Raw genomic sequence first — 19,608 nt, 5'->3', positions numbered from 1 at the left:
GACGTAAGCTCGCCAGCGCTCAGGTTTCCTGCTGTTCGGTTTTACCTTCCTGTATCGTTTCGCTGGCTTCGCTGCGCTCCTCGGCATCGGCTTCAGGCGTTTCATGCTCGTCTTGGCGCGAGGGTCGATAGCAAAAGGTGGCCAGTATCGGGAAGTGGTCGGAACCGAAGTAGTGAAGCCGCTGCATGCCGACCAAGGTAAAGTGCTCGGTGACAAAGATATGATCGAGCGGCCAGCGCAACGCGGGGTGTTTAGCGTGAAAGGTGCTGAACAACCCGCGTCCCCGGCGTGGGTCTAGCATGCCGCCAACACGGCAAAAAAGTCGTGTAGTACGCGACCACGCCACATCGTTCAGATCCCCAGCAACCAGCGTTGCACGCGGATCCTCATGAATCTTTTTACCCACCAGCAGCAGCTCAGCATCCCGCCACAGGGATTTTTCACTCTCGCTGGGCGCCGGTGGCCGGGGATGCAGCGCGTAGAAGCGAATACTCTCGCCGTTGGCTAGCGTTACTCGGGTATGAATGGACGGAATGTCGTCTTGAATCAGCCACTCAACGGAGGTGTCGGTGAGCTCCAGATGCGAGTAAAGGTGCATGCCGTAGAGATTGTCGAGCGGAATTTTAACACTGTGCGGCCACTGCTCAGCGAGTGCTGGATCCAACTGATCCTGCCACCACTGGTCGGACTCCAGTGTTAATACAATGTCTGGCTGATGCTGTTTGATCATATCGATCAGCGCTTGGGCCTGGCGATTAGGGGTCAGCACATTGGCGATTAGCAGCGTGATCTTTTTATCGGCATCGTCACTCTCTGCCGTTTTAACCTGCACAGGCCACAGCGGCGTCCATGGCAGGATATAGTAGACTTGCACCAGTAAAGTGATGCCCGAGGCGAGTAGGGCCACCCATAGCCATGGGCCCGTTTCAACCAGGGTAACGGTTAATATCCAGGTGATTAAGGCTAGAAACGCGATCTGCAGGCGTGGAAATTCAAAACTGCGAATCCACCACCAGTGTAAATGTATGCGTGCGATCAACGTCGCCAATAACAGCGCGATCGCTATGCTTCCTAGCAAAATCCCCAGCATGGTTTATCTCCCTATCGATAACACTCTGCACATTGAAGCGCTAAGCCTAGCGCTAGAAGGTTGCAGGTGTCGAATTGAACATCTATTCGTAATGGGGTTAATGCTTGGAAGAGGGAGGGGCGCAAAAGAAAAGAGCTTGCAATTCAGTGATGAAAGCGTAAGATATGCATCCGTTGCAAGGCGTGCCGCCGTCAAAATAGCGCACTCCAGATAGACCAATAGAACCATAGCTCAGTTGGTTAGAGCGCCACGTTGACATCGTGGAGGTCGGCGGTTCAAATCCGCCTGGTTCTACCAATCTAGCGCCAACACCTCTTTTCAGGACCATAGCTCAGTTGGTTAGAGCGCCACGTTGACATCGTGGAGGTCGGCGGTTCAAATCCGCCTGGTCCTACCAGCTTTTATCAAAAACGCCACAGGCATTTGCTGCTTGGGGCGTTTTTGCGTGGGTGTTATGTGGCGGGTTCAATCAGATTGGGCAGATCAGTTTGACGCATAAACGTTGCTACCAGTGCTTCAAGGCCTGCTTGGTCTTGTTGGCTGAAGCGGGCATGTAGCGGGCTATCCAGGTCGAGTACGCCCCACAGGCGGCCATCCACCACGATGGGAACCACCAGTTCAGAGCGAGAGTTGGCGTCGCAGGCAATATGGTCGGCGACCGCATGCACGTCGTCCACTCGCTGGGTGGTTTGTTGACGAGCGGCCGCCCCGCATACGCCTTTGCTAAAGGGTATCGGATGGCAGGCGGGCTGCCCCTGAAATGGACCTAGGCCTAATACATCAGGCTGGCGCTGAAGATAAAAGCCTACCCAGTTAAGGTCGCTAAGCTGTTGCTGAATAAAGGCGCAGGTTTGCGCGCTGTTGGTGAGCCAGTCGCGTGTATCGAGCAGCGCTTCAAGCTGGCGATTGAGGAAGGGGTAGTCAATACTGTTTTGCATTTGGCTTCCTTGGCTACTAACGCAACAGGCCGACACTTTTGCATAGGGGATTGCCTATGCGTGCCGGCCTGTTGTTATCTATTGATGGCGAGTTCTGGTGTTACTCGATCCAGCCAGGAACGGCTGCGCCTTTGAACAGTTCTTCGGCTTTCTCGATCACTTCATCACGCTGATAGGCGTCGACCAGCTGGCGAATCTCTTCACGCTCTTCGTCGCCGCCGCGTACTGCGATTAGGTTGACGTAAGGGGACTCGGGGCCCTCTTTGATCAAAGCGTCATCCAGGCTTAAGCCGGCCGGCTGTGCAAAGGTGTTGTTGATGAACGCCATGTCCACATCGGGCAGCACGCGGGGTAGTTGGGCGGCTTCAATTTCACGGAAACGGAAGTCGCGGGGGTTTTCCGCGATATCGATAGGCGTAGATTCAAGGAATTCTGGGTCGTTAAGGGTGATCAGGCCTTCGTTGTGCATCAAAATCAGCGCGCGACCTTCGTTGGAAGGGTCGTTGGGCAGCGCGATTTGTGCGCCGTCAGGCAGGTCATCAATGCTGTCGTATTTTTCTGAGTAAGCGCCAATCGGGTAAACGAACGTATAGCCAGCGATGGCCAGGTCATAGCCACGGTCATCGACCATCGACTGTAAGTAGGGCTCGTGCTGATAGGCATTGGCATCTAAGCTGCCGTCGGCCAGGGCGGCATTCGGAGTGACATAGTCGGTAAACTCGATGATTTCCACATCAAGGTCGTACTCTTCTTTGGCAATGCGCGCTGCCACTTCCATCACTTCTGTTTCAGGGCCCGCAACGGTGCCCATTTTGATGCTGCGCGTTTCAGCATTGGCGACGTTAACCGCAAGCGCCAGGGCGGTAAGGCTACCAATAATTAGTTTTTGCATAAGAACTCTCCAGTGGCGTTGTGCTTAATGATGCAATGATGCGGCAATAAAAAACTGCTGTCTAATGCATTTTTGTTATAAGGGATGATTGATGAACGCAATGTCACTTGCGGTCACTTTTGCGTACCAAGTAGTCGCCCAGGCTCTGAAAGCCCTGCACCATGATGACCAAGATCACCACCGTAATCAGCATAATGGTAGGGTTGAAGCGGTTGTAACCATAGCGAATGCCCAAGTCGCCGAGGCCGCCGCCGCCCACTGCGCCTGCCATGGCAGAGTAGCTGACCAGCGTCACTACGGTAATGGTTAAGCCTGTCATGATCCCGCCGCGAGCCTCTGGGATCAGCACTTTGCGAATAATTTGCCAGGGCGTTGCGCCCATGGCTTGGGCGGCTTCGATTAATCCCGGTGAGATTTCATTAAGCGCCGCCTCTACCAACCGAGCGACAAACGGAATAGCGGCAATCGTCAGCGGTACCGACGCAGCATTAATACCAATCGAGGTGCCCACCAGCATGCGGGTAAAGGGAATAATCGCCACCATCAAAATAATAAACGGGATGGAGCGGCCAACGTTGGTAATAATGCTCAGCACCTGATTAAGAACCGGCTTCGCCAATATTTGCCGGGGACGCGTAACGTAAAGCATTACCCCGAGAGGGAGGCCGACGAGGGTAGAAATCAGCCCTGAAACGGCCACCATATAAAGGGTATCCAGCGTGGCCTGTAAAATTAAATCAATCATTGCGCTGGACATGGCCGAGTACCTCCACTTGTAATTGATGAGATTCGAGATAGTGCATGGCTTGCTGAGTTTGCGTCGGCGAGCCCAGCAGCTCCGCAATCATTAGGCCCAGGGTGCGCTCCTGAATGGACTCTACTTTTGCTTGCAGAATGCTGACATCGACGCCGCATTCGCGAGCTAGGCGCGAAATCAACGGGGTCGAGACCGCGTCGCCCGAGAAGGTTAGGCGTACCACAGGGTGGGTGTTTTCGCCTGGGGCATCAAGGAGTCTCTCAATCAGCTCTTTGGGCGGTGTTAGCTGGAGGAAGTCGTTAAGAAACTCACGACCAAGCTGGGTACGCGGGGCGGTAAAGAAGTCGCCGACTTCTGAGTCCTCCACCAATTCGCCGTCCGAAATCAGGCTCACCCGTTGGCAAATCGATTTGACCACTTCCATCTCATGGGTGATCAGCAGGATGGTAATGCCCAGTTGGTGATTAATATCGCGCAGTAGTTCTAGTATGGAGCTGGTGGTTTGTGGGTCTAACGCAGAAGTTGCCTCATCACAGAGCAGTACCTGCGGTTTGCTGGCTAGCGCCCGGGCGATCGCAACCCGTTGCTTTTGGCCGCCGGAAAGCTGGGCAGGGTACTGATTGGCTTTGTCTGCCAGGCCGACCATTTCCAGCAGAGGAACCACGCGCTCTCGAACGGTACTCCGTTGTTGCCCCATTAATTCAAGCGGGAGTGCAACGTTATCGAAGACCGTGCGTGTAGTGAGCAGGTTGAAGTGCTGAAAAATCATGCCAATACGATGGCGTGCCCGGTTTAAGGCCGCGTTGCTCAAGCGGGTCATTTCTTGACCATCTACTGTGACGCTGCCGCTTGTCGGGCGTTCTAGCAAATTCACGCAGCGAATCAACGTGGACTTACCTGCGCCAGAAAGGCCGATGACGCCGTGAATGGCGCCTTTAGGCACAGTGAGGTTGGCTGCTTTAAGCGCATGGACGGCGCTTGTGCCGCTACCATATGTTTTACTGACGTTGCTAAGTTCAATCATAGCGTCTGCCTTACTGGTAGGCCGAAGACGAAGTGCGGGAGAGTAGGAGCAGGCGTAGGGTGGGAATAAAAAAAGCCACCCTTGTGGGTGGCCATTAACGCTGGACACACCCTTTTAGCTGCACTTCACTAGGCTTCTGGCCTGGTGGACGCCCGCAAGATGGGTACAAATCGGCGTCGTTACATTTGCGCCAAAAGTCTAAAGATAGGTGGTTTGCATGTCAATTAGAAGCGAGGTGACTGCACAAAGATGAGGCACCAGTAGTAAGCTGGCGGATTACATCCATTATTTTTACGAGTTCAAGGAGCAAGGCGCTATGTTTACCGGCATTGTGCAGGGTGTGGCTAAAGTAGTGGCAGTGCGCGAGCTAGAAGAGTTCCGTGTTCATGTGGTGGAGCTGTCATCTTCTATGCGCAAAGGGCTTGAGATTGGTGCGTCGGTGGCACATAACGGGGTTTGCTTAACGGTAACGGCGATAGAAGGCGATAGCGTTAGTTTTGATCTAATGCGTGAAACGCTGCGGTTGACTAATCTTGGTGCAATTACCCCTGGGCAATGCGTCAATATAGAGCGCGCGGCGCGCTTTGGTGATGAGATTGGTGGACACTCGATGTCGGGGCACATCATTTCCATGGCAGAAGTGGTGGCCATCGAAGAGGCGCCTAACAACCGTCGACTGTGGTTTTCACTGCCGGAAAGGCTGGGCCGATTCGTGTTTGAAAAGGGCTATATTGGGGTAGACGGTATCAGCTTGACCATTGGTGATGTGCGCTACGCTGAGAGCGGAGCTGTGGAGTTTAGCGTCAATTTAATCCCTGAGACGCTGTCGCGCACCACGCTTCAGGAGCGAGCACCTGGGGATCAGGTCAACATCGAAATTGATCCACAAACTCAGGTGATCGTTGAAACCGTTGAGCGCGTGCTTGCTAAGCAAAACGGGACTAAGCAAGACGCGGAACAGTAACGTTAATCAGCTTTATTGGCTTCTGGTTGACCGATCGGTTAGGTTGTGGCCTGAAGATTGCTTGGTATTCACTGGCGGGGCTGCCCCCGTCAATATTGGTCGCCATACTAAGGCGCTCGCATCAGGGCGAGCGTTTCGGTAGTATGTGCGGCTTTTCTCAGCACCCGAACGCATACATATCATGCGGCGTTAGCGCTAAGGACAACAAACTTCATGAAACTTCTGGATAACTATTTCAAGCTCTCCGAGCAAAAAACCAACGTGAAGACAGAAGTTATCGCCGGGATCACCACTTTCCTGACGATGGCCTATATCATCTTTGTTAACCCGAGCATCCTTTCCGAAGCGGGTATGGACTACGGCGCGGTGTTCGTGGCGACTTGCCTAGCGGCAGCGATTGGCTGTTTCGTTATGGGACTTTGGGCCAATTACCCGATTGCCCAGGCGCCAGGCATGGGGTTAAACGCCTTTTTCACCTACGGCGTTGTGCTGGGCATGGGGTATACCTGGGAGGCCGCATTGGGGGCGGTCTTCTTCTCCGGTTTAACCTTCTTCTTGTTAAGTATTTTTAAAATTCGCGAGTGGATCATTAACTCCATTCCCATGACGCTTAGGCTAGGTATCGCCGCCGGTATCGGTTTGTTCCTGGCGATGATCGCGTTGAAAAACGCCGGCATTGTGGTTGCCAACCAGGCTACCTACGTGACGCTGGGTGACCTTTCTCAGCCGCCAGCTATTTATGCGCTATTGGGGTTCTTTGTTATTACCGCGCTCTCATACCTGCGAGTGACTGGTGCGGTGATGATCGGTATTTTAGGCATTACCGTGATCGCGATGGTGCTTGGCCATAACGAGTACGGTGGCCTGATGTCGATGCCACCCTCCATTGCGCCTACCTTTATGGCGATGGATTTAATGGGCGCGCTGGATGTGGCGATGCTTAGCGTGATCTTTGCCTTTCTGTTTGTTGATCTATTTGATACTTCAGGCACGCTGGTGGGTGTTGCCCATCGTGGCAAGCTGCTAGACAAAGATGGCAAGCTACCGCGTATTGGTCGTGCCATGATGGCTGACAGTACTGCGTCAATGGCGGGTGCCGCTTTGGGTACTTCCACAACGACCAGCTATATTGAATCAACTGCGGGTATCGCGTCGGGTGGCCGTACTGGCTTAACGGCGGTGGTGGTGGGTGTGTTGTTCCTTGTCAGCCTGTTCTTTGCACCGCTGGCGGGTTCGATTCCGGCTTACGCTACCGCAGGTGCGCTGCTGTATGTGGCTGTACTGATGGCGGGTAGCTTGGCCCACGCGAATTGGGAAGACCCCACCGATGCTGCGCCGGTGCTGATTGCTGCGCTGGCGATGCCGCTGACGTTCTCAATTGCCGAAGGAATCGCGCTAGGCTTTATTAGCTATGTGGCGATCAAGGCGCTGTCAGGCCGTTTTAGCGACCTGAATCCGGCGGTGATTATCTTGTCACTGCTGTTTGCGGCTAGATACCTTTTCTTGGTTTGATTAATCATTACCCTTTTTATTACTCAATGAGAGACGCGATGAGCATCTACGGCGACTACATTAAGTCGGTTATTCGCACGGTTCCCGATTGGCCTGAACAGGGCGTGAATTTTCGCGATATTACCCCCTTGCTGCAGAACAGTGCGGCCTTTCGCAAGCTGATCGATAGCTTCGTTCACCGCTATCAGGAGATGAACCTGGATGCCATCGCGGCTATCGATGCGCGTGGTTTTATTATTGGTGCGCCGCTCGCCTATGAGTTGGGCTGCAGCTTTGTCCCGGTGCGCAAAAAGGGCAAGCTACCCTTCAAGACGATTAGCGAGACCTACACGCTGGAGTACGGTCATTCTGAAGTGGAGCTGCACTCCGATGCGTTCCAGAAAGATGACCGTATCCTGCTGATGGATGACTTGATCGCTACCGGTGGCACCATGCTGGCAGCGGCCAACCTGATTCAGCGCAGCGGTGGTCAGGTGGTCGAGACGGCCACCATTATCGATCTACCTGAGCTTGGCGGTTCACAGAAAATTCGCGATGCCGGTTACAGCGTATTCGCAGTTTGTTCTTTCACCGAAGACGAGTAATTCCCCATGAGCAGCGATCGCTATCACCAACATTTCACTGTCTCCTGGGATCAGTTGCACCGGGATGTGCGCACCCTGTGTCATCAGATGATCGAGCGTGATTTTAAAGGCATCGTAGCGATTACCCGCGGCGGTTTAATTCCCGCTGCACTGATTGCTCGCGAGCTTAATATTCGGTTGATCGATACCGTGTGTATTAAGAGCTATGACCATATGGATCAAGGCGGCCTGGATATCATGAAAGGCGTCGATCATGACGGCGAAGGTTGGTTGCTGGTCGATGACTTGGTGGATACCGGTAAAACGGCGCGGGCAGTACGTAAAATGCTGCCTAAAGCTCACTTTGTGACTATCTACGCCAAGCCGGATGGACGTCCTTTGGTGGATCAATATCTGACCGAAGTGGCTCAGCAGTGCTGGATTCAATTCCCCTGGGATATGGGCGTTGCGTACGTTGAGCCGCTTGTCGATCAAATGAAGAGGTAATGATGGCCAATCCACTTCCCGACGATTGGAATCAGTGGCTGGGTAATGAGTTTCAGGCTGACTATATGCTGGCGCTAAAAGATTTTTTGGCGCAGCAAAAGGCCGCGAAGAAGATCATATATCCCCACTCAACGCAGTGGTTTCGTGCCTTTGAACTGACCCCGTTGAATGAAGTGAAGGTGGTTATTTTAGGCCAGGATCCCTATCACGGGCCGAATCAGGCCCATGGGTTATGCTTTTCCGTGCAGCCCGGTGTACCCGTGCCGCCGTCGCTGGTCAATATCTACAAAGAGTTGGCCACCGATGTCGGTTTTACCCCCGTGCGCCACGGCCATCTGGAAGCATGGGCCAAGCAGGGCGTGCTGTTGTTAAACACCTCGCTGACCGTGGAGCAGGGCAATGCGGCGTCGCATCGCGGTAAAGGGTGGGAGCCGTTCACCGATCGCGCGATTGAAACGGTCAGCCAGCATGCGCCGCCGTGTGTGTTTCTGTTATGGGGAAGTCATGCGCGCCAGAAGAAAGCGTTAATCGACCAGGGGCGCCACTTAATACTCGAAGCTCCGCATCCTTCTCCGCTCTCCGCACACCGGGGGTTTTTTGGTACCCGGCACTTTTCCCAAGCCAATCAATTTCTGCAAGCGCAAGGGCGAGCACCTATCGAATGGCAATTGCCGGAAACCCCTTAACCTTGTAAGTGGTTGCGGGTAGAATACGCGCAATTTTGTGCCTAGCTGATGCAACCTTGGTTGCCATTCTGAATCCCCTGCAGTGAGGAAGTCCCATGAGTGTTTACGCCATTAACCATCCGCTTGTACAACATAAGCTGGGTCTGATGCGCGAAGTTGACCTGAGCACTAAGAGCTTTCGTGAACTGGCAGGTGAAGTCGCCAAGCTGCTGACCTATGAAGCAACCAAAGGTCTTGAACTGGAAGATCATGAAATCCAGGGATGGAACGGTGAGCCAATTGCAACGCGCCGATTAAAAGGTAAAAAAGTCACCGTCGTTCCTATTCTGCGTGCCGGGCTTGGCATGCTGGAGGGCGTAACGGATCTAATACCGAGTGCGCGGGTAAGCGTTGTAGGGCTTTACCGCGATGAAGAGACGCTGCAGCCGGTGCCTTACTTTGCCAAGTTTGCCAACGATATCGAAGAGCGCATGGCGATCGTGATTGACCCCATGTTGGCGACGGGCGGCTCGATGGTGGCAACGCTGGACATGCTGCGTGAACGCGGCTGTGAAAGCATGAAGGTGATAGTGTTAGTCGCCGCCCCTGAAGGCATCAAACGGGTGCAGGATGCTTACCCGGATATCGAAATTTACACTGCTTCAATCGATGACCGACTCGACGAAAATGGCTATATCGTCCCCGGATTGGGTGACGCTGGTGATAAGATTTTCGGGACACGCTAAGCATCGTTACTGACATTGCCCCTTACGCCCAGCGTCAGGGGCATTTTTTTGCACACCTACAATCGAATAATCACTAGGAATTCAGTTATGCGTGAAGCTGCCAGTCAGGCTGAGTCGTGGCCGAAAATCATCTTAACCGGCGCGCAAATGCTGTTTGTGGCGTTTGGCGCCTTGGTGTTAGTGCCGCTTTTGACAGGACTCGACCCAAGCGTTGCGCTGTTCACTGCTGGGGTCGGAACCTTGGTATTTCATGGGGTGACCAAGCAGAGCGTGCCGGTGTTTTTAGCCTCATCGTTTGCCTTTATAGCGCCTATTCAAGGCTCTGTCGCGAGCTTTGGGGTTTCGGCTACCATGGGCGGGCTGATGGCGGCGGGGCTGGTTTATGTGGCGATCTCTCAGGCTGTGCGCTTAAAAGGCACTGCCTGGCTGCACCGCTTGCTGCCCGCTGTGGTAGTGGGGCCGGTGATTATGGTGATTGGCCTGGCGCTGGCGCCGGTGGCGGTTAGCATGGCAACCGGTGAAACCAGCGACAACATCGGCTATGGCGCGGCGATTTTCCTCTCGATGACTAGTTTGCTGGTGACGCTGGTGCTGGCGGTATTTGGTCGCGGGCTGCTTCGTTTGGTGCCGATCATGGGTGGCATTGTCACCGGCTATTGTTTGGCGCTGGTGATGGGTGTCGTCGACTTTACGCCGGTGCGTGAGGCGGCGTGGCTATCAATACCAAGTTTCACTGCTCCGAGTTTTCATTGGGCTGCCATTCTATTTATGATTCCGGTCGCGATTGCCCCGGCGGTAGAACACATTGGCGATATGGTGGCGATTGGCTCGGTGACCCGCAAGAACTACCTGGAAAAGCCCGGCCTGCATCGCACGCTGTTAGGCGACGGGTTGGCAACCAGCGTCGCCGCGCTATTCGGCGGGCCGCCGAATACCACTTACTCGGAAGTCACCGGGGCGGTGACCCTCACTCGGGCATTTAATCCCAAGTATATGATTGTTGCCGCGATTATTGCCATTGTGCTGGCATTTGTATCCAAGCTGGGTGCGCTACTGCAGACCATTCCGGGCCCGGTAATGGGCGGCATTATGACGCTGTTGTTTGGCTCCATTGCGGTGGTTGGTATGAACACTCTGGTGCGCGCTGGTCAGTCGCTGACGGCACCCCGCAATTTAGTGGTGGTCTCACTGATACTGGTGTTCGGTATTGGTGGCATGCAGTTTGGCGGTGGCCAGTTTACGCTGCAGGGCGTTAGTCTTGCCGCCTTGGTGGGTATTGCGTTGAACTGGGTATTACCTCGCGAGCAAGAGGGCGAGTAAGCTAACCGCCAGTAACGCCGTATGCATCGTAAGGATGGCATTACTTGTAACGTGCGTTTATAGATCATTAGGAGTGTCGGCAGCATGGAAAACGAACTAACCGCACCCTTTCCTATTCTAGGGATTGCTGCTTGGAGCGGCACCGGTAAAACGACGCTGTTAGAGAAGCTGCTGCCACGCTTAGCTGAGTATGGGTTGAAAGTCGCTGTGATCAAGCATGCGCACCACTCGTTTGATGTCGACCAGCCCGGCAAGGATAGCTATAAGCTGCGCAGCGCAGGTGCCGCACCGGTACTGGTGGCTTCCCGTCAGCGCTTTGCGCTGATGCAGGAAACCCCTGACCAGGACGAGCCTGATTTAGCCCAGTTAGTTGCCATGATGGCACCGCACGATCCCGACTTGGTGATTGTCGAAGGTTTTAAAGCCTGGCCGATTCCCAAGCTGGTGCTTTACCGCGATGGCATTGGCGATCCGGCTATTTTAACCGGGCCTTGGGTTGAGGCAGCCGCGCTCAGCGCGCCACCGCCCATCGACTTAGCGACTGCGGTGATCCGGTTAAATTTAGACGATAGAGATGCAATAGCGCGCTGGATAGTCAGTTGGGTGAGCGCGAAAAACGACGCTATATTTTTAAGTGCTTCGGCTTCAAAAAAGGAACGGTGACAACATGCATCTGACCCACCTCAATACCCGTGGCGAAGCCAATATGGTGGATGTTGGCGATAAACAAGAAACCCGCCGCGAAGCCGTCGCTTCGGGGCGTATTGTGATGCAGTCGGAAACGCTGAAATTACTTAGCGACGGTGAATTGCCCAAGGGCGATGTGCTGGCTACCGCGCGAATCGCCGGTATTCAGGCGGCCAAACGCACCCATGAGCTGATTCCACTCTGCCACTCCCTGGCGCTATCAAAAGTGTCGGTTGAGTTTGATATTGATGTAGCTGAATCCTGCGTTCATGTGACCTCACTGTGTCGTTTGAATGGACGCACCGGGGTTGAAATGGAGGCGCTTACCGCCGTCTCGGTGGCTTGTTTAACGCTTTACGATATGTGTAAAGCGGTAGATAAAAATATGCGTATTGAGGCCATTCAGCTTGATAGTAAGCAGGGTGGCCAGCGCGGTGATTACCAGCGCATAAACGCGCAGGCGCCGATAGTGACAGGCGATGGCATGGCCGGAGAGGTCAGCTTGGGTGAACGCTGCCCATCGCCCTGCGTGCGGGTTAAGTTTTTAGCCGAACTGCGCGAGCGGCTAGGTGAGAGTGAGGCAGTAGTGAGTCTCGATCAATTGGCCAGCCGTGATATTGGCGGATTGAAAGCAGCGCTGGCCGAGCGCGATAGTCGCTTTAAGCAACTCACCGACCAGCGTACGCTATGTGCCATCAATCAAGTCATGGCCAATGACGATGCGTTAGTGACCGATGATGACGAAGTAGCGTTTTTCCCACCGGTCACAGGGGGCTAGAGTGGATATTAAGCTGGATATTAAGGTGGCGATTCAAGCCGCCCCGTTCTCGATGGCCTACGGCTATGACGATGCATTGGCGGGGCGTAGCGATATTGGCGCGGTGGTGAGTTTTACCGGCTTAGTGCGTGATTTTAATGAAACGCCTGACGTCACGGGGTTAACGCTGGAGCACTACCCCGGCATGACTGAGCGCACGCTGACAGATATTGGCGAACAGGCCTGGCAGCGCTGGTCGCTCCAGGCGGTGCGGATTATTCATCGCGTTGGCTACCTGGAACCGGGCGATCCGATTGTGCGGGTGTTAGTTGCTAGTGCACACCGCCGTGAGGCGTTCGAAGCCTGCGATTTTATTATGGATTTCCTTAAAACCCAGGCGCCTTTCTGGAAGAAAGAGCACTCTACCCAGGGTGAGTACTGGGTCAAAGAGCGCCACTCTGATCAACAAGATGCGGCGCGTTGGCGTTGATGTTGGCCCAGCGCGAGCAACTCTTCTAACGATTGGCGGCGTTGTCCAGAATAATAGGATCTGGCATTTCGGCGGCCATGATTTGTAGGTGCACGTCGGGTAGGTGCTGCATATGCTCCGCCAGCCAGTGAACCAAGCGGGGCTGCAATGCCTGTCGCAAGTCGGCCAGCGTCTCTGCGGCAATCTCCTCAAGCTGATCATCCAGCCAATCGCTAAAGCTATCTTCATCCAGCGGGCTGGCCCCTGAGGCATCCAGCATCAAGCGGCCAATGCGCGCCCAGCCAGTGTCAGTCGCGGTCACTGGTAGCGCTAGGTACAAGCTGCCGCGACGGGCTTTATTGGCATCGTTCACCTCCAAGCCAGGGTGGGGCACGACGCTGTTTTGACTGACAATGCAGGGTGGCTGCGGATAGCGTGCTTCACAGTGCAATCCGTGGCTATCAAAACTGATCAGATCGCCGTTTACCGGCGTCAATGGGGCGCTAATACCTAGCTGCTTGGCAATGGCCTGGTGAGCCTGCTGATGGCGTGCTTCGCCATGCACCGGCATAAGATGCTTGGGCCTGACCCACTGATAGAGCTTGATCAGCTCATCCTGAGCAGGATGCCCTGTGGCGTGCAGTTCAGGGTGATTGAACTCGTCATAGATGCTGACACCTAGGTGCGCCAAACGCTTTTTAAGCTGCTCAATGGGTCGCTCATTGCCGGGAATGGCTTTGGCCGAGAAGATGACGTTATCGCCTGGCTGAAGATCCACATAGGGGTGACGGCCCTGGGCTAGGCGCTGTAACGCGGCGCGGGGCTCTCCCTGACTGCCGGTGGCGATAATCACCACTTCATCCGGGGGCAGGTAGCCAAGGTCGTGATTGGGCACCAGCGGCGGTAAATCATCCATATAGCCGAGCCCCCGCGCGACGCTGACCATGCGCTCCATGGAACGCCCCATCAAGCTGATACGACGGCCACATTGATGGGCTGCGCGTCCTATCGCTAACACCCGGGCAAGATTGCTCGCAAAGCAGGAGACCACCACCCGGCCCTGGCAGTTGCTGAGGGTTTTTGCCAGCGCACGGGCAACATCACCCTCGCTGCCTGAGTGGCCGGGCATGGGAGCGTTGGTGGAGTCGCCCACCACTAAATCCACTGGGGCGAGCGCCTTGAATTGGGTCGCGCTTATCGGCGTGCCGATGATCGGTTCAGGGTCGAGTTTCCAGTCGCCGGTATGTAAGACGCGGTAGCCACCGACGCTCATGATCAACGCACAGCTTTCGGGTATAGAGTGCGTTAACAGCAAATAACGCAGCGTGAACGGCCCGCTTTCCAGCGCCTCGCCAGGTTCAATAACATGGATGGCCGCGCTGCTAAGCTGATGCTCGGCAAACTTCAGTCGCAACAGCCCAGCCGCTAGCGGGGTGGCATAAATAGGGCAGTTCCACATCGGCCAAAGCCAGGCAGCTGCACCAATGTGGTCTTCATGGCCGTGGGTGATAAAGAGCGCTTTGGGCACGATCCCCAGTGCTTTCGGTGTATCGAGATTGGGTACCTGCAGTGGAGAGTTGGGAAGATCCTGACGGATCATCATGCCGCAATCGACGGCTATCCAGTGATCGTCGTAGCCGTATAGCGTTAGATTCATTCCAATCTCACCGCATCCCCCCAGCGGCAACATGCGCAGCGGTGGACGACGACGGGGACGAATTTGAACGCGTGGTGAATGCATCTGTTATGAAAAACCTAAAAAGTAGTGACTTAACTATACGGGAAGGCAGGGGCGGCTAACAATCTTCCATGCCCTTCCGATACACTATGCGACCTAAGCCGCTGGTTTGTCATAATTAACTTAGCAATAGGTCAAGAGTAGCTCACATGTCTCATTATTATCGTTTAGTGGTTTCCTGTCCTGACCGGGTGGGGATTGTTGCACGGGTATCGAGCTTTATTGCCCAGCAGGGCGGCTCCATTACCGAAGCCAGCCAGCACTCCGATTTAGAAACCGGCTGCTTTTTTATGCGCTACGAAATTCTGGCGGATTCGGTCGGTATGTCGGTGGAAGCCCTGCGCGCGGCGTTCGAGCCGGTGGCCAGCGAATTCAATATGCAGTGGTCCCTGGTGGATACCCAGCTGCGTCGGCGTGTGGTGCTGATGGTGTCGCGGGAGTCGCACTGCTTGGTCGATCTACTTTACCGCTGGCAGGCGGGTGAGCTGGATTGCGATATTGTCGGTGTTATCTCCAACCATGACGATATGCGTTCGCTGACCGAGTGGTACGGCATTCCTTACCACCACGTCCCGGTAGACCCCGAAAATAAGCAAGCGTCGTTTGCCAAGGTACAGGCCGAAATCGATAGCGCTCGCGCTGACTGCGTGGTGCTGGCGCGCTATATGCAAATACTGCCCCCCGAGCTGTGCGCGCGCTATGCGGGACGAGTGATCAATATTCATCACAGCTTTTTGCCCTCCTTTGCCGGGGCAAAACCCTACCACCAGGCATACCAGCGGGGCGTTAAGCTGATAGGTGCTACTTGCCACTACGTGACCGAGGAACTCGACGCAGGCCCCATCATCGAACAGGATATTCATCGCGTAAGCCACTGCCATACGCCCACTGACTTAGTACGTTTTGGCCGTGACGTTGAAAAAGCCGTACTTGCTCGCGGTTTGCGCTGGCACTTAGAGGATCGCGTGCTGGTCCACGGCAATAAGACAGTGGTCTTTAGTTAACCCTCATCAACCTGAGAGGCCGCCATGTCGTTTGCGCAAAGTGTATTAGCACCCTGGGCGCTGCTGCTCACCTGGCTACTCTCGTTAGCAGTGATCGCGTGGGCACTTTGGGGGCGGCCCTGGCAGGTGTTAATAGCGGATACCGCGCTTCAGCACCGCTGGCTGGGCGCCACGCTGGCGGTGATGCTGATGTGGCAGCTGCGTGCGCAGGCGGTTGATTGGCTAACGCTGCACCTTGTTTTCACGGTTTTAATGACACTCGTTTTTAAAGCGCCATTGGCGCTGATTAGCAACGTGCTGATTAATATCGCCATGGTGGTAATTGGGCGCAATGAATGGCTGCTGCTGGGGGCAAACGTGCTGGTTACCGGTGTCGTCCCGGCGGCCGTCATTGGCACGGTATGGCGGCTGGTAGATCGCCGCCTGCCGGATAACCTGATGGTGTTTTTGTTTGCCTGCGGCTTTTTTGGTGCGGCGCTGGCAACGCTGGGAGGAGGGCTGGCAGCGGTGCTGCTGATCATCGTTGCGGGGACTGACCCTGAGGCGATTTATCTCGCCCAGGAGTATGCGCGCTTCTTACCGCTGTTAATGCCTTCAGAGGCGTTTATCACCGGCATGCTGCTGAGTATTCTGCTGGTTTATCACCCCCATTGGGTGGCCACCTTCAATGACCACCGCTATATCGATCTGCAGTAGGGATGGCCAGGGCGGCGACTAGCCGAGTGCCTGGCCGTTGCCGCCACGAATCACACCAACGCCGACGCCTTCGATATCGAGCGACTGGGAGCGCAGGTCGATTTCAATGGGCGCAAAGTCAGGGTTCTCGGCAAATAGCGTCACTTGGTGGCCCTGGCGCTTGAAGCGTTTAACCGTTACTTCATCCTCTAGGCGTGCCACTACAATCTGGCCATCGCGTACCCGGTCGGTACGGTGAACTGCCAATAAATCCCCTTCCAAAATGCCAATATCCTTCATCGAAAGGCCGCGCACGCGCAGCAGGTAGTCGGCTTTGGGGGTAAAGTACTCGGCTGGTAGCGGGCAGTAACGGTCAATATGTTCAGCGGCCAAAATGGGGCTGCCTGCGGCCACTTCACCGATCACGGGTAGGCCCGTTGGCAGCGTTTCAACGTTGGCTGCGGGTAAGGCGGTGGCAGCACTCTCCATGACTTCTTGCGGTTCCTGGTTGGGCAGGCGGATACCGCGAGAAGTGTTGCGAATAATGCGAATAACGCCTTTGCGTTCCAGCGCGCGCAGGTGCTCTTCGGCCGCGTTGGGGGAGCGGAAGCCAAGCGCCTTGGCAATTTCGGCGCGGGTAGGAGGGTAGCCAAATTCGCCCATCGTTTTAACGATAAAATCGAACACGTGCTGTTGGCGAGCGGTTAGCGGACGCGACATACCAGACTCCATAAATAGTGAATAGACAGTAACAAATTAAATGGCAACTTAATCAATCAGTGGTTAAGTATACAGTATGTTCCTCTGTCCAGTATATGCCTTGTCAGTGGCTATCTTCGATGTCTATGCAATTTTTCTAATCGTTTGAAACTAAGCTTCTGCTTATTTAACGGGCTGTATTTTGTTAATAAATCAAGCGTTGAGACCGCCATGGTTATGGCATAGTATTTTGCTATGTTTTAAACACCTGTTTCCCTGGAGAGCGACATGGCTCAATCTGATACGGTGACCCGTATACTCGATACTGCCGAGGTGCTGTTTGCAGAGCGGGGTTTTGCCGAAACTTCGCTGCGCAACATCACTAGCAAAGCGCGCGTCAATTTAGCCGCTGTGAATTACCATTTTGGCTCCAAAAAAGCCTTGATTCAGGCCGTCTTTGCCCGCTATTTGGACCCCTTCACCCAGCGTTTTCACACCGCCCTTGATGAGCTGGAAGGACAGCATGCTGGGCGGGTTATTGAGCTTGAAACCCTGCTCGAAACCATGGCAACCACCGTTCTTGCAGTGCCCGCTGAACGCAATAGTTTAAAAGTGTTTATGCGCTTGCTCGGCCTTGCCTACAGCCAGGCACAGGGGCATCTTAGGCGCTATATCCAGCAAGAGTATGGCGATGTGTTTACCCGCTTCACCGAGCTGGTGCGACAAGCCACGCCGGACCTACCTGACGCGGAGCGCTTTTGGCGGCTACACTTTATGCTTGGCACGGTAATATTTACCCTGTCCGGCCTTGATGCACTGCGTGATATCGCTGAAAAAGATTATCACGAACAGGTTTCAGTACGTGATTTAGTCAAGCGATTGCTGCCGGTCGTTGTGGCGGCCATGAATGCACCGTTACCGCTCGCCCTTGAAGAAGCCAAGCCAGAAGAAGGAAAACATGCGAACGCCTACGCTAGCTGAGCTACCCCCGGCTGAGAATATCTGGCTGGAGATTGATACTACCCAGCAGCTGCTGCGCTGCTGGCGAGGGCCGAAAGTGCTCCATGAGTGTGCGATCTCATCCGCTGCCGCCGGTGTCGGGGAGCGTAATGGTAGTGGTAAAACCCCCTACGGCTGGCACTATGTGCGCGCCGCCATTGGCGGTGATATGCCCGACAACGCAGTGTTTCGAGGCCGCCGCTGGACAGGCGAGACGTTTTCATCCGCGCTAGCCGAAGCGCATCCAGAGCGTGACTGGATTTTGACCCGCATTCTGTGGCTTTGCGGATTAGAAAAGGGCGTGAACCGCGGCGGTCAGGTGGACTCGCAACGGCGCTATATATACCTGCACGGCACACCGCCTGACGAACCCATGGGCGTTGCGGCCTCCCACGGCTGCATTCGTTTACGTAATAGTGATTTGCTAACCCTCTTTGCGCTCGCGTTACCGGGCACCCCGGTTTGGTTGCACGGCGGACGGCAATCCTTTGATTGATAAGTTTTTGACACCGCTAGACGATCGTCTAGAATCATCGCCCCTTTTCATGGACCTATCACGATGACTCAACCGTTAGGCCCGGTCATGCTTGACCTTGAAGGCCCAAAATTGACGGCGGCAGAAAAACGCCTGTTGCTGGAACCGACGGTAGGGGGCGTTATTCTATTTGCCCGCAATGTCGAAAATGGCTACCAGGTGCGCCAGCTGTGCAGCGATATTCGCCGCGTGCGGGCTGATTTACTGCTCGCAGTGGATCAGGAGGGCGGTCGCGTTCAGCGTATTAAAGAGGGCTTAACACGCCTGCCTGCCATGGCGCGTATCGGCGAGTGCTACCGCGCTTCCCCGGAAGACGGTCTGGCGTTAGCCAAGGACGCCGGTTGGCTGTTGGGGATGGAGATGGCCGCCTGCGGGCTGGATCTTAGTTTCGCTCCGGTATTGGATGTTGAGAGCGGCCTCTCCAGCGTTATTGGTGACCGCAGTTTTAGCAGTGATCCCCAGCACGTGGCCCAGCTGGGCAGCGCCTTTATTCAAGGGCTTCACGATGCCGGTATGGCCGCAGTGGGCAAGCACTTCCCCGGCCATGGTGGGGTGGCGGCGGACTCCCATGTTGCCCTACCGATAGACGGTCGCCCGCTAGACGTGATTAAACAGCACGATCTTGTGCCCTTTACCCAGTTAGCCTCGCAGTTAGATGGGGTCATGCCTGCGCATGTTATTTACTCCGCTTTCGATACACGCCCCGCAGGATTTTCACCCAATTGGTTGGGTATGTTACGGGAGTCGCTAGGCTTCAAAGGCTGCATTTTTTCTGATGATCTGAGTATGGCGGGCGCCCACGAAGCGGGCGAACCCAAGGCGCGTGCCCAAGCCGCGCTCGCAGCAGGCTGCGATATGCTGCTGGTGTGTAATGACCGAGCCGCCGCGCTTGAGGTCATGGAGGCGTGCCAAGGGATCAATAACAAGCGCCCCGCCAAGTTGCGCTATAGCCGCGCGCGGCCAGACCTGGATGCACTGAGTGCGCTGGGACGTTGGCGGCGTGCCCACGCTAAGTTGGAAGCGCTGGCGGATAAGCCCAAGCCCAGCGCTGAATAAATCGCTTGCTC

General features: G+C 55.0%; 22 protein-coding genes and 2 tRNA genes. 17 read left to right on the top strand and 7 right to left on the bottom strand.

Translation table 11 applies throughout. The annotated features are described in order from the left end of the window. Nucleotides 1-19 precede the first annotated feature (19 nt). Entirely contained in the window at nucleotides 20-1,090 is a 1,071-nt protein-coding gene (locus U738_RS09685; RefSeq protein WP_035579657.1) for an endonuclease/exonuclease/phosphatase family protein, read from the bottom strand. A gap of 220 nt (nucleotides 1,091-1,310) precedes the next feature. Between U738_RS09685 and U738_RS09680 the strand changes: the two genes are divergently transcribed. Continuing rightward, nucleotides 1,311-1,387, top strand: a tRNA-Val gene (locus tag U738_RS09680). Nucleotides 1,388-1,410: 23 nt separating this feature from the next. Then, nucleotides 1,411-1,487 (top strand) — tRNA-Val (locus U738_RS09675). 55 nt (nucleotides 1,488-1,542) lie between these two features. Here the strand turns inward: U738_RS09675 and U738_RS09670 are convergent. From U738_RS09670 to U738_RS09655, 4 genes are all read right to left on the bottom strand, one after another. After that, a complete protein-coding gene (locus tag U738_RS09670; RefSeq protein ID WP_035579655.1) occupies nucleotides 1,543-2,028 on the bottom strand; it encodes a GAF domain-containing protein in 486 nt (161 codons plus the stop codon). 100 nt (nucleotides 2,029-2,128) lie between these two features. Beyond that, entirely contained in the window at nucleotides 2,129-2,920 is a 792-nt protein-coding gene (locus U738_RS09665) for a MetQ/NlpA family ABC transporter substrate-binding protein (RefSeq protein WP_007114419.1), read from the bottom strand. Between the two features lie 103 nt (nucleotides 2,921-3,023). After that, nucleotides 3,024-3,677 (bottom strand): methionine ABC transporter permease, encoded by a 654-nt coding sequence (locus U738_RS09660; protein WP_007114418.1) that lies wholly within the window; start codon nucleotides 3,675-3,677, stop codon nucleotides 3,024-3,026. Continuing rightward, nucleotides 3,658-4,701, bottom strand: coding sequence for a methionine ABC transporter ATP-binding protein (locus tag U738_RS09655; protein WP_035579653.1), 1,044 nt, complete (start codon nucleotides 4,699-4,701; stop codon nucleotides 3,658-3,660). Before U738_RS09655 ends, U738_RS09660 begins: the two co-directional genes overlap by 20 nt. 316 nt (nucleotides 4,702-5,017) lie before the next feature. Here U738_RS09655 and U738_RS09650 point away from each other — a divergent pair, with 316 nt between their 5' ends. The 10 genes from U738_RS09650 to moaE all read left to right on the top strand — a co-directional run bounded on the left by U738_RS09650 (nucleotide 5,018) and on the right by moaE (nucleotide 12,912). Further along, nucleotides 5,018-5,665, top strand: a complete 648-nt coding sequence (locus U738_RS09650; RefSeq protein WP_035579651.1) for a riboflavin synthase — start codon at nucleotides 5,018-5,020, stop codon at nucleotides 5,663-5,665. Nucleotides 5,666-5,878: 213 nt separating this feature from the next. Further along, nucleotides 5,879-7,177, top strand: coding sequence for an NCS2 family permease (locus U738_RS09645; protein WP_035579648.1), 1,299 nt, complete (start codon nucleotides 5,879-5,881; stop codon nucleotides 7,175-7,177). 38 nt (nucleotides 7,178-7,215) lie between these two features. Then, nucleotides 7,216-7,761 carry an adenine phosphoribosyltransferase gene (locus tag U738_RS09640; RefSeq protein ID WP_035579646.1) on the top strand — a complete coding sequence of 182 codons (546 nt, stop codon included), beginning with the start codon at nucleotides 7,216-7,218 and terminating at the stop codon, nucleotides 7,759-7,761. A gap of 6 nt (nucleotides 7,762-7,767) precedes the next feature. After that, on the top strand, nucleotides 7,768-8,247 hold the full coding sequence (gpt, locus tag U738_RS09635; protein WP_009286932.1) for a xanthine phosphoribosyltransferase: 480 nt from the start codon (nucleotides 7,768-7,770) through the stop codon (nucleotides 8,245-8,247). A gap of 2 nt (nucleotides 8,248-8,249) precedes the next feature. Further along, entirely contained in the window at nucleotides 8,250-8,933 is a 684-nt protein-coding gene (ung, locus tag U738_RS09630; RefSeq protein WP_172821709.1) for a uracil-DNA glycosylase, read from the top strand. 95 nt (nucleotides 8,934-9,028) lie between these two features. Beyond that, complete coding sequence (upp, locus tag U738_RS09625) at nucleotides 9,029-9,658, top strand: uracil phosphoribosyltransferase (protein ID WP_035579641.1); 630 nt, start codon at nucleotides 9,029-9,031, stop codon at nucleotides 9,656-9,658. 87 nt (nucleotides 9,659-9,745) lie between these two features. Further along, nucleotides 9,746-10,978, top strand: coding sequence for a uracil-xanthine permease family protein (locus U738_RS09620; RefSeq protein WP_035579639.1), 1,233 nt, complete (start codon nucleotides 9,746-9,748; stop codon nucleotides 10,976-10,978). Nucleotides 10,979-11,062: 84 nt separating this feature from the next. Then, nucleotides 11,063-11,641: a molybdopterin-guanine dinucleotide biosynthesis protein B gene (gene mobB, locus U738_RS09615; protein ID WP_035579637.1), complete on the top strand. Its 579-nt coding sequence runs from the start codon at nucleotides 11,063-11,065 to the stop codon at nucleotides 11,639-11,641. A gap of 4 nt (nucleotides 11,642-11,645) precedes the next feature. Then, nucleotides 11,646-12,443 (top strand): cyclic pyranopterin monophosphate synthase MoaC, encoded by a 798-nt coding sequence (gene moaC / locus U738_RS09610; protein WP_035579635.1) that lies wholly within the window; start codon nucleotides 11,646-11,648, stop codon nucleotides 12,441-12,443. Between the two features lies 1 nt (nucleotide 12,444). Continuing rightward, nucleotides 12,445-12,912, top strand: coding sequence for a molybdopterin synthase catalytic subunit MoaE (gene moaE, locus U738_RS09605; protein ID WP_268746283.1), 468 nt, complete (start codon nucleotides 12,445-12,447; stop codon nucleotides 12,910-12,912). A gap of 25 nt (nucleotides 12,913-12,937) precedes the next feature. Here moaE and U738_RS09600 read toward each other — a convergent pair whose 3' ends face one another. After that, nucleotides 12,938-14,548, bottom strand: coding sequence for a ribonuclease J (locus U738_RS09600; protein ID WP_035579633.1), 1,611 nt, complete (start codon nucleotides 14,546-14,548; stop codon nucleotides 12,938-12,940). 230 nt (nucleotides 14,549-14,778) lie between these two features. On the opposite strand from U738_RS09600, the gene purU reads away from it, so the two are divergent. Next, nucleotides 14,779-15,633 carry a formyltetrahydrofolate deformylase gene (purU, locus tag U738_RS09595; RefSeq protein WP_035579631.1) on the top strand — a complete coding sequence of 285 codons (855 nt, stop codon included), beginning with the start codon at nucleotides 14,779-14,781 and terminating at the stop codon, nucleotides 15,631-15,633. A gap of 24 nt (nucleotides 15,634-15,657) precedes the next feature. Beyond that, nucleotides 15,658-16,329, top strand: coding sequence for an energy-coupling factor ABC transporter permease (locus tag U738_RS09590; protein ID WP_035579629.1), 672 nt, complete (start codon nucleotides 15,658-15,660; stop codon nucleotides 16,327-16,329). Between the two features lie 18 nt (nucleotides 16,330-16,347). Here U738_RS09590 and lexA read toward each other — a convergent pair whose 3' ends face one another. After that, nucleotides 16,348-17,028: a transcriptional repressor LexA gene (gene lexA, locus U738_RS09585; RefSeq protein ID WP_035579627.1), complete on the bottom strand. Its 681-nt coding sequence runs from the start codon at nucleotides 17,026-17,028 to the stop codon at nucleotides 16,348-16,350. A 267-nt stretch (nucleotides 17,029-17,295) separates the two neighbouring features. Between lexA and U738_RS09580 the strand changes: the two genes are divergently transcribed. The 3 genes from U738_RS09580 (at nucleotide 17,296) to nagZ (ending at nucleotide 19,597) form a co-directional block, all read left to right on the top strand. Continuing rightward, entirely contained in the window at nucleotides 17,296-17,988 is a 693-nt protein-coding gene (locus U738_RS09580; protein ID WP_035579625.1) for a TetR/AcrR family transcriptional regulator, read from the top strand. Beyond that, nucleotides 17,966-18,502 carry a L,D-transpeptidase gene (locus U738_RS09575; RefSeq protein ID WP_035579623.1) on the top strand — a complete coding sequence of 179 codons (537 nt, stop codon included), beginning with the start codon at nucleotides 17,966-17,968 and terminating at the stop codon, nucleotides 18,500-18,502. Before U738_RS09580 ends, U738_RS09575 begins: the two co-directional genes overlap by 23 nt. A gap of 63 nt (nucleotides 18,503-18,565) precedes the next feature. After that, a complete protein-coding gene (gene nagZ, locus U738_RS09570) occupies nucleotides 18,566-19,597 on the top strand; it encodes a beta-N-acetylhexosaminidase (protein WP_035579621.1) in 1,032 nt (343 codons plus the stop codon). The last annotated feature ends 11 nt before the right edge of the window (nucleotides 19,598-19,608 follow it).

Origin of the sequence: Halomonas sp. TG39a, assembly GCF_000744395.1 — a bacterium.
Taxonomy (GTDB): Bacteria; Pseudomonadota; Gammaproteobacteria; order Pseudomonadales; family Halomonadaceae; genus Vreelandella; species Vreelandella ventosae_B.
This window is presented reverse-complemented; position numbering and strand designations above follow the sequence as displayed.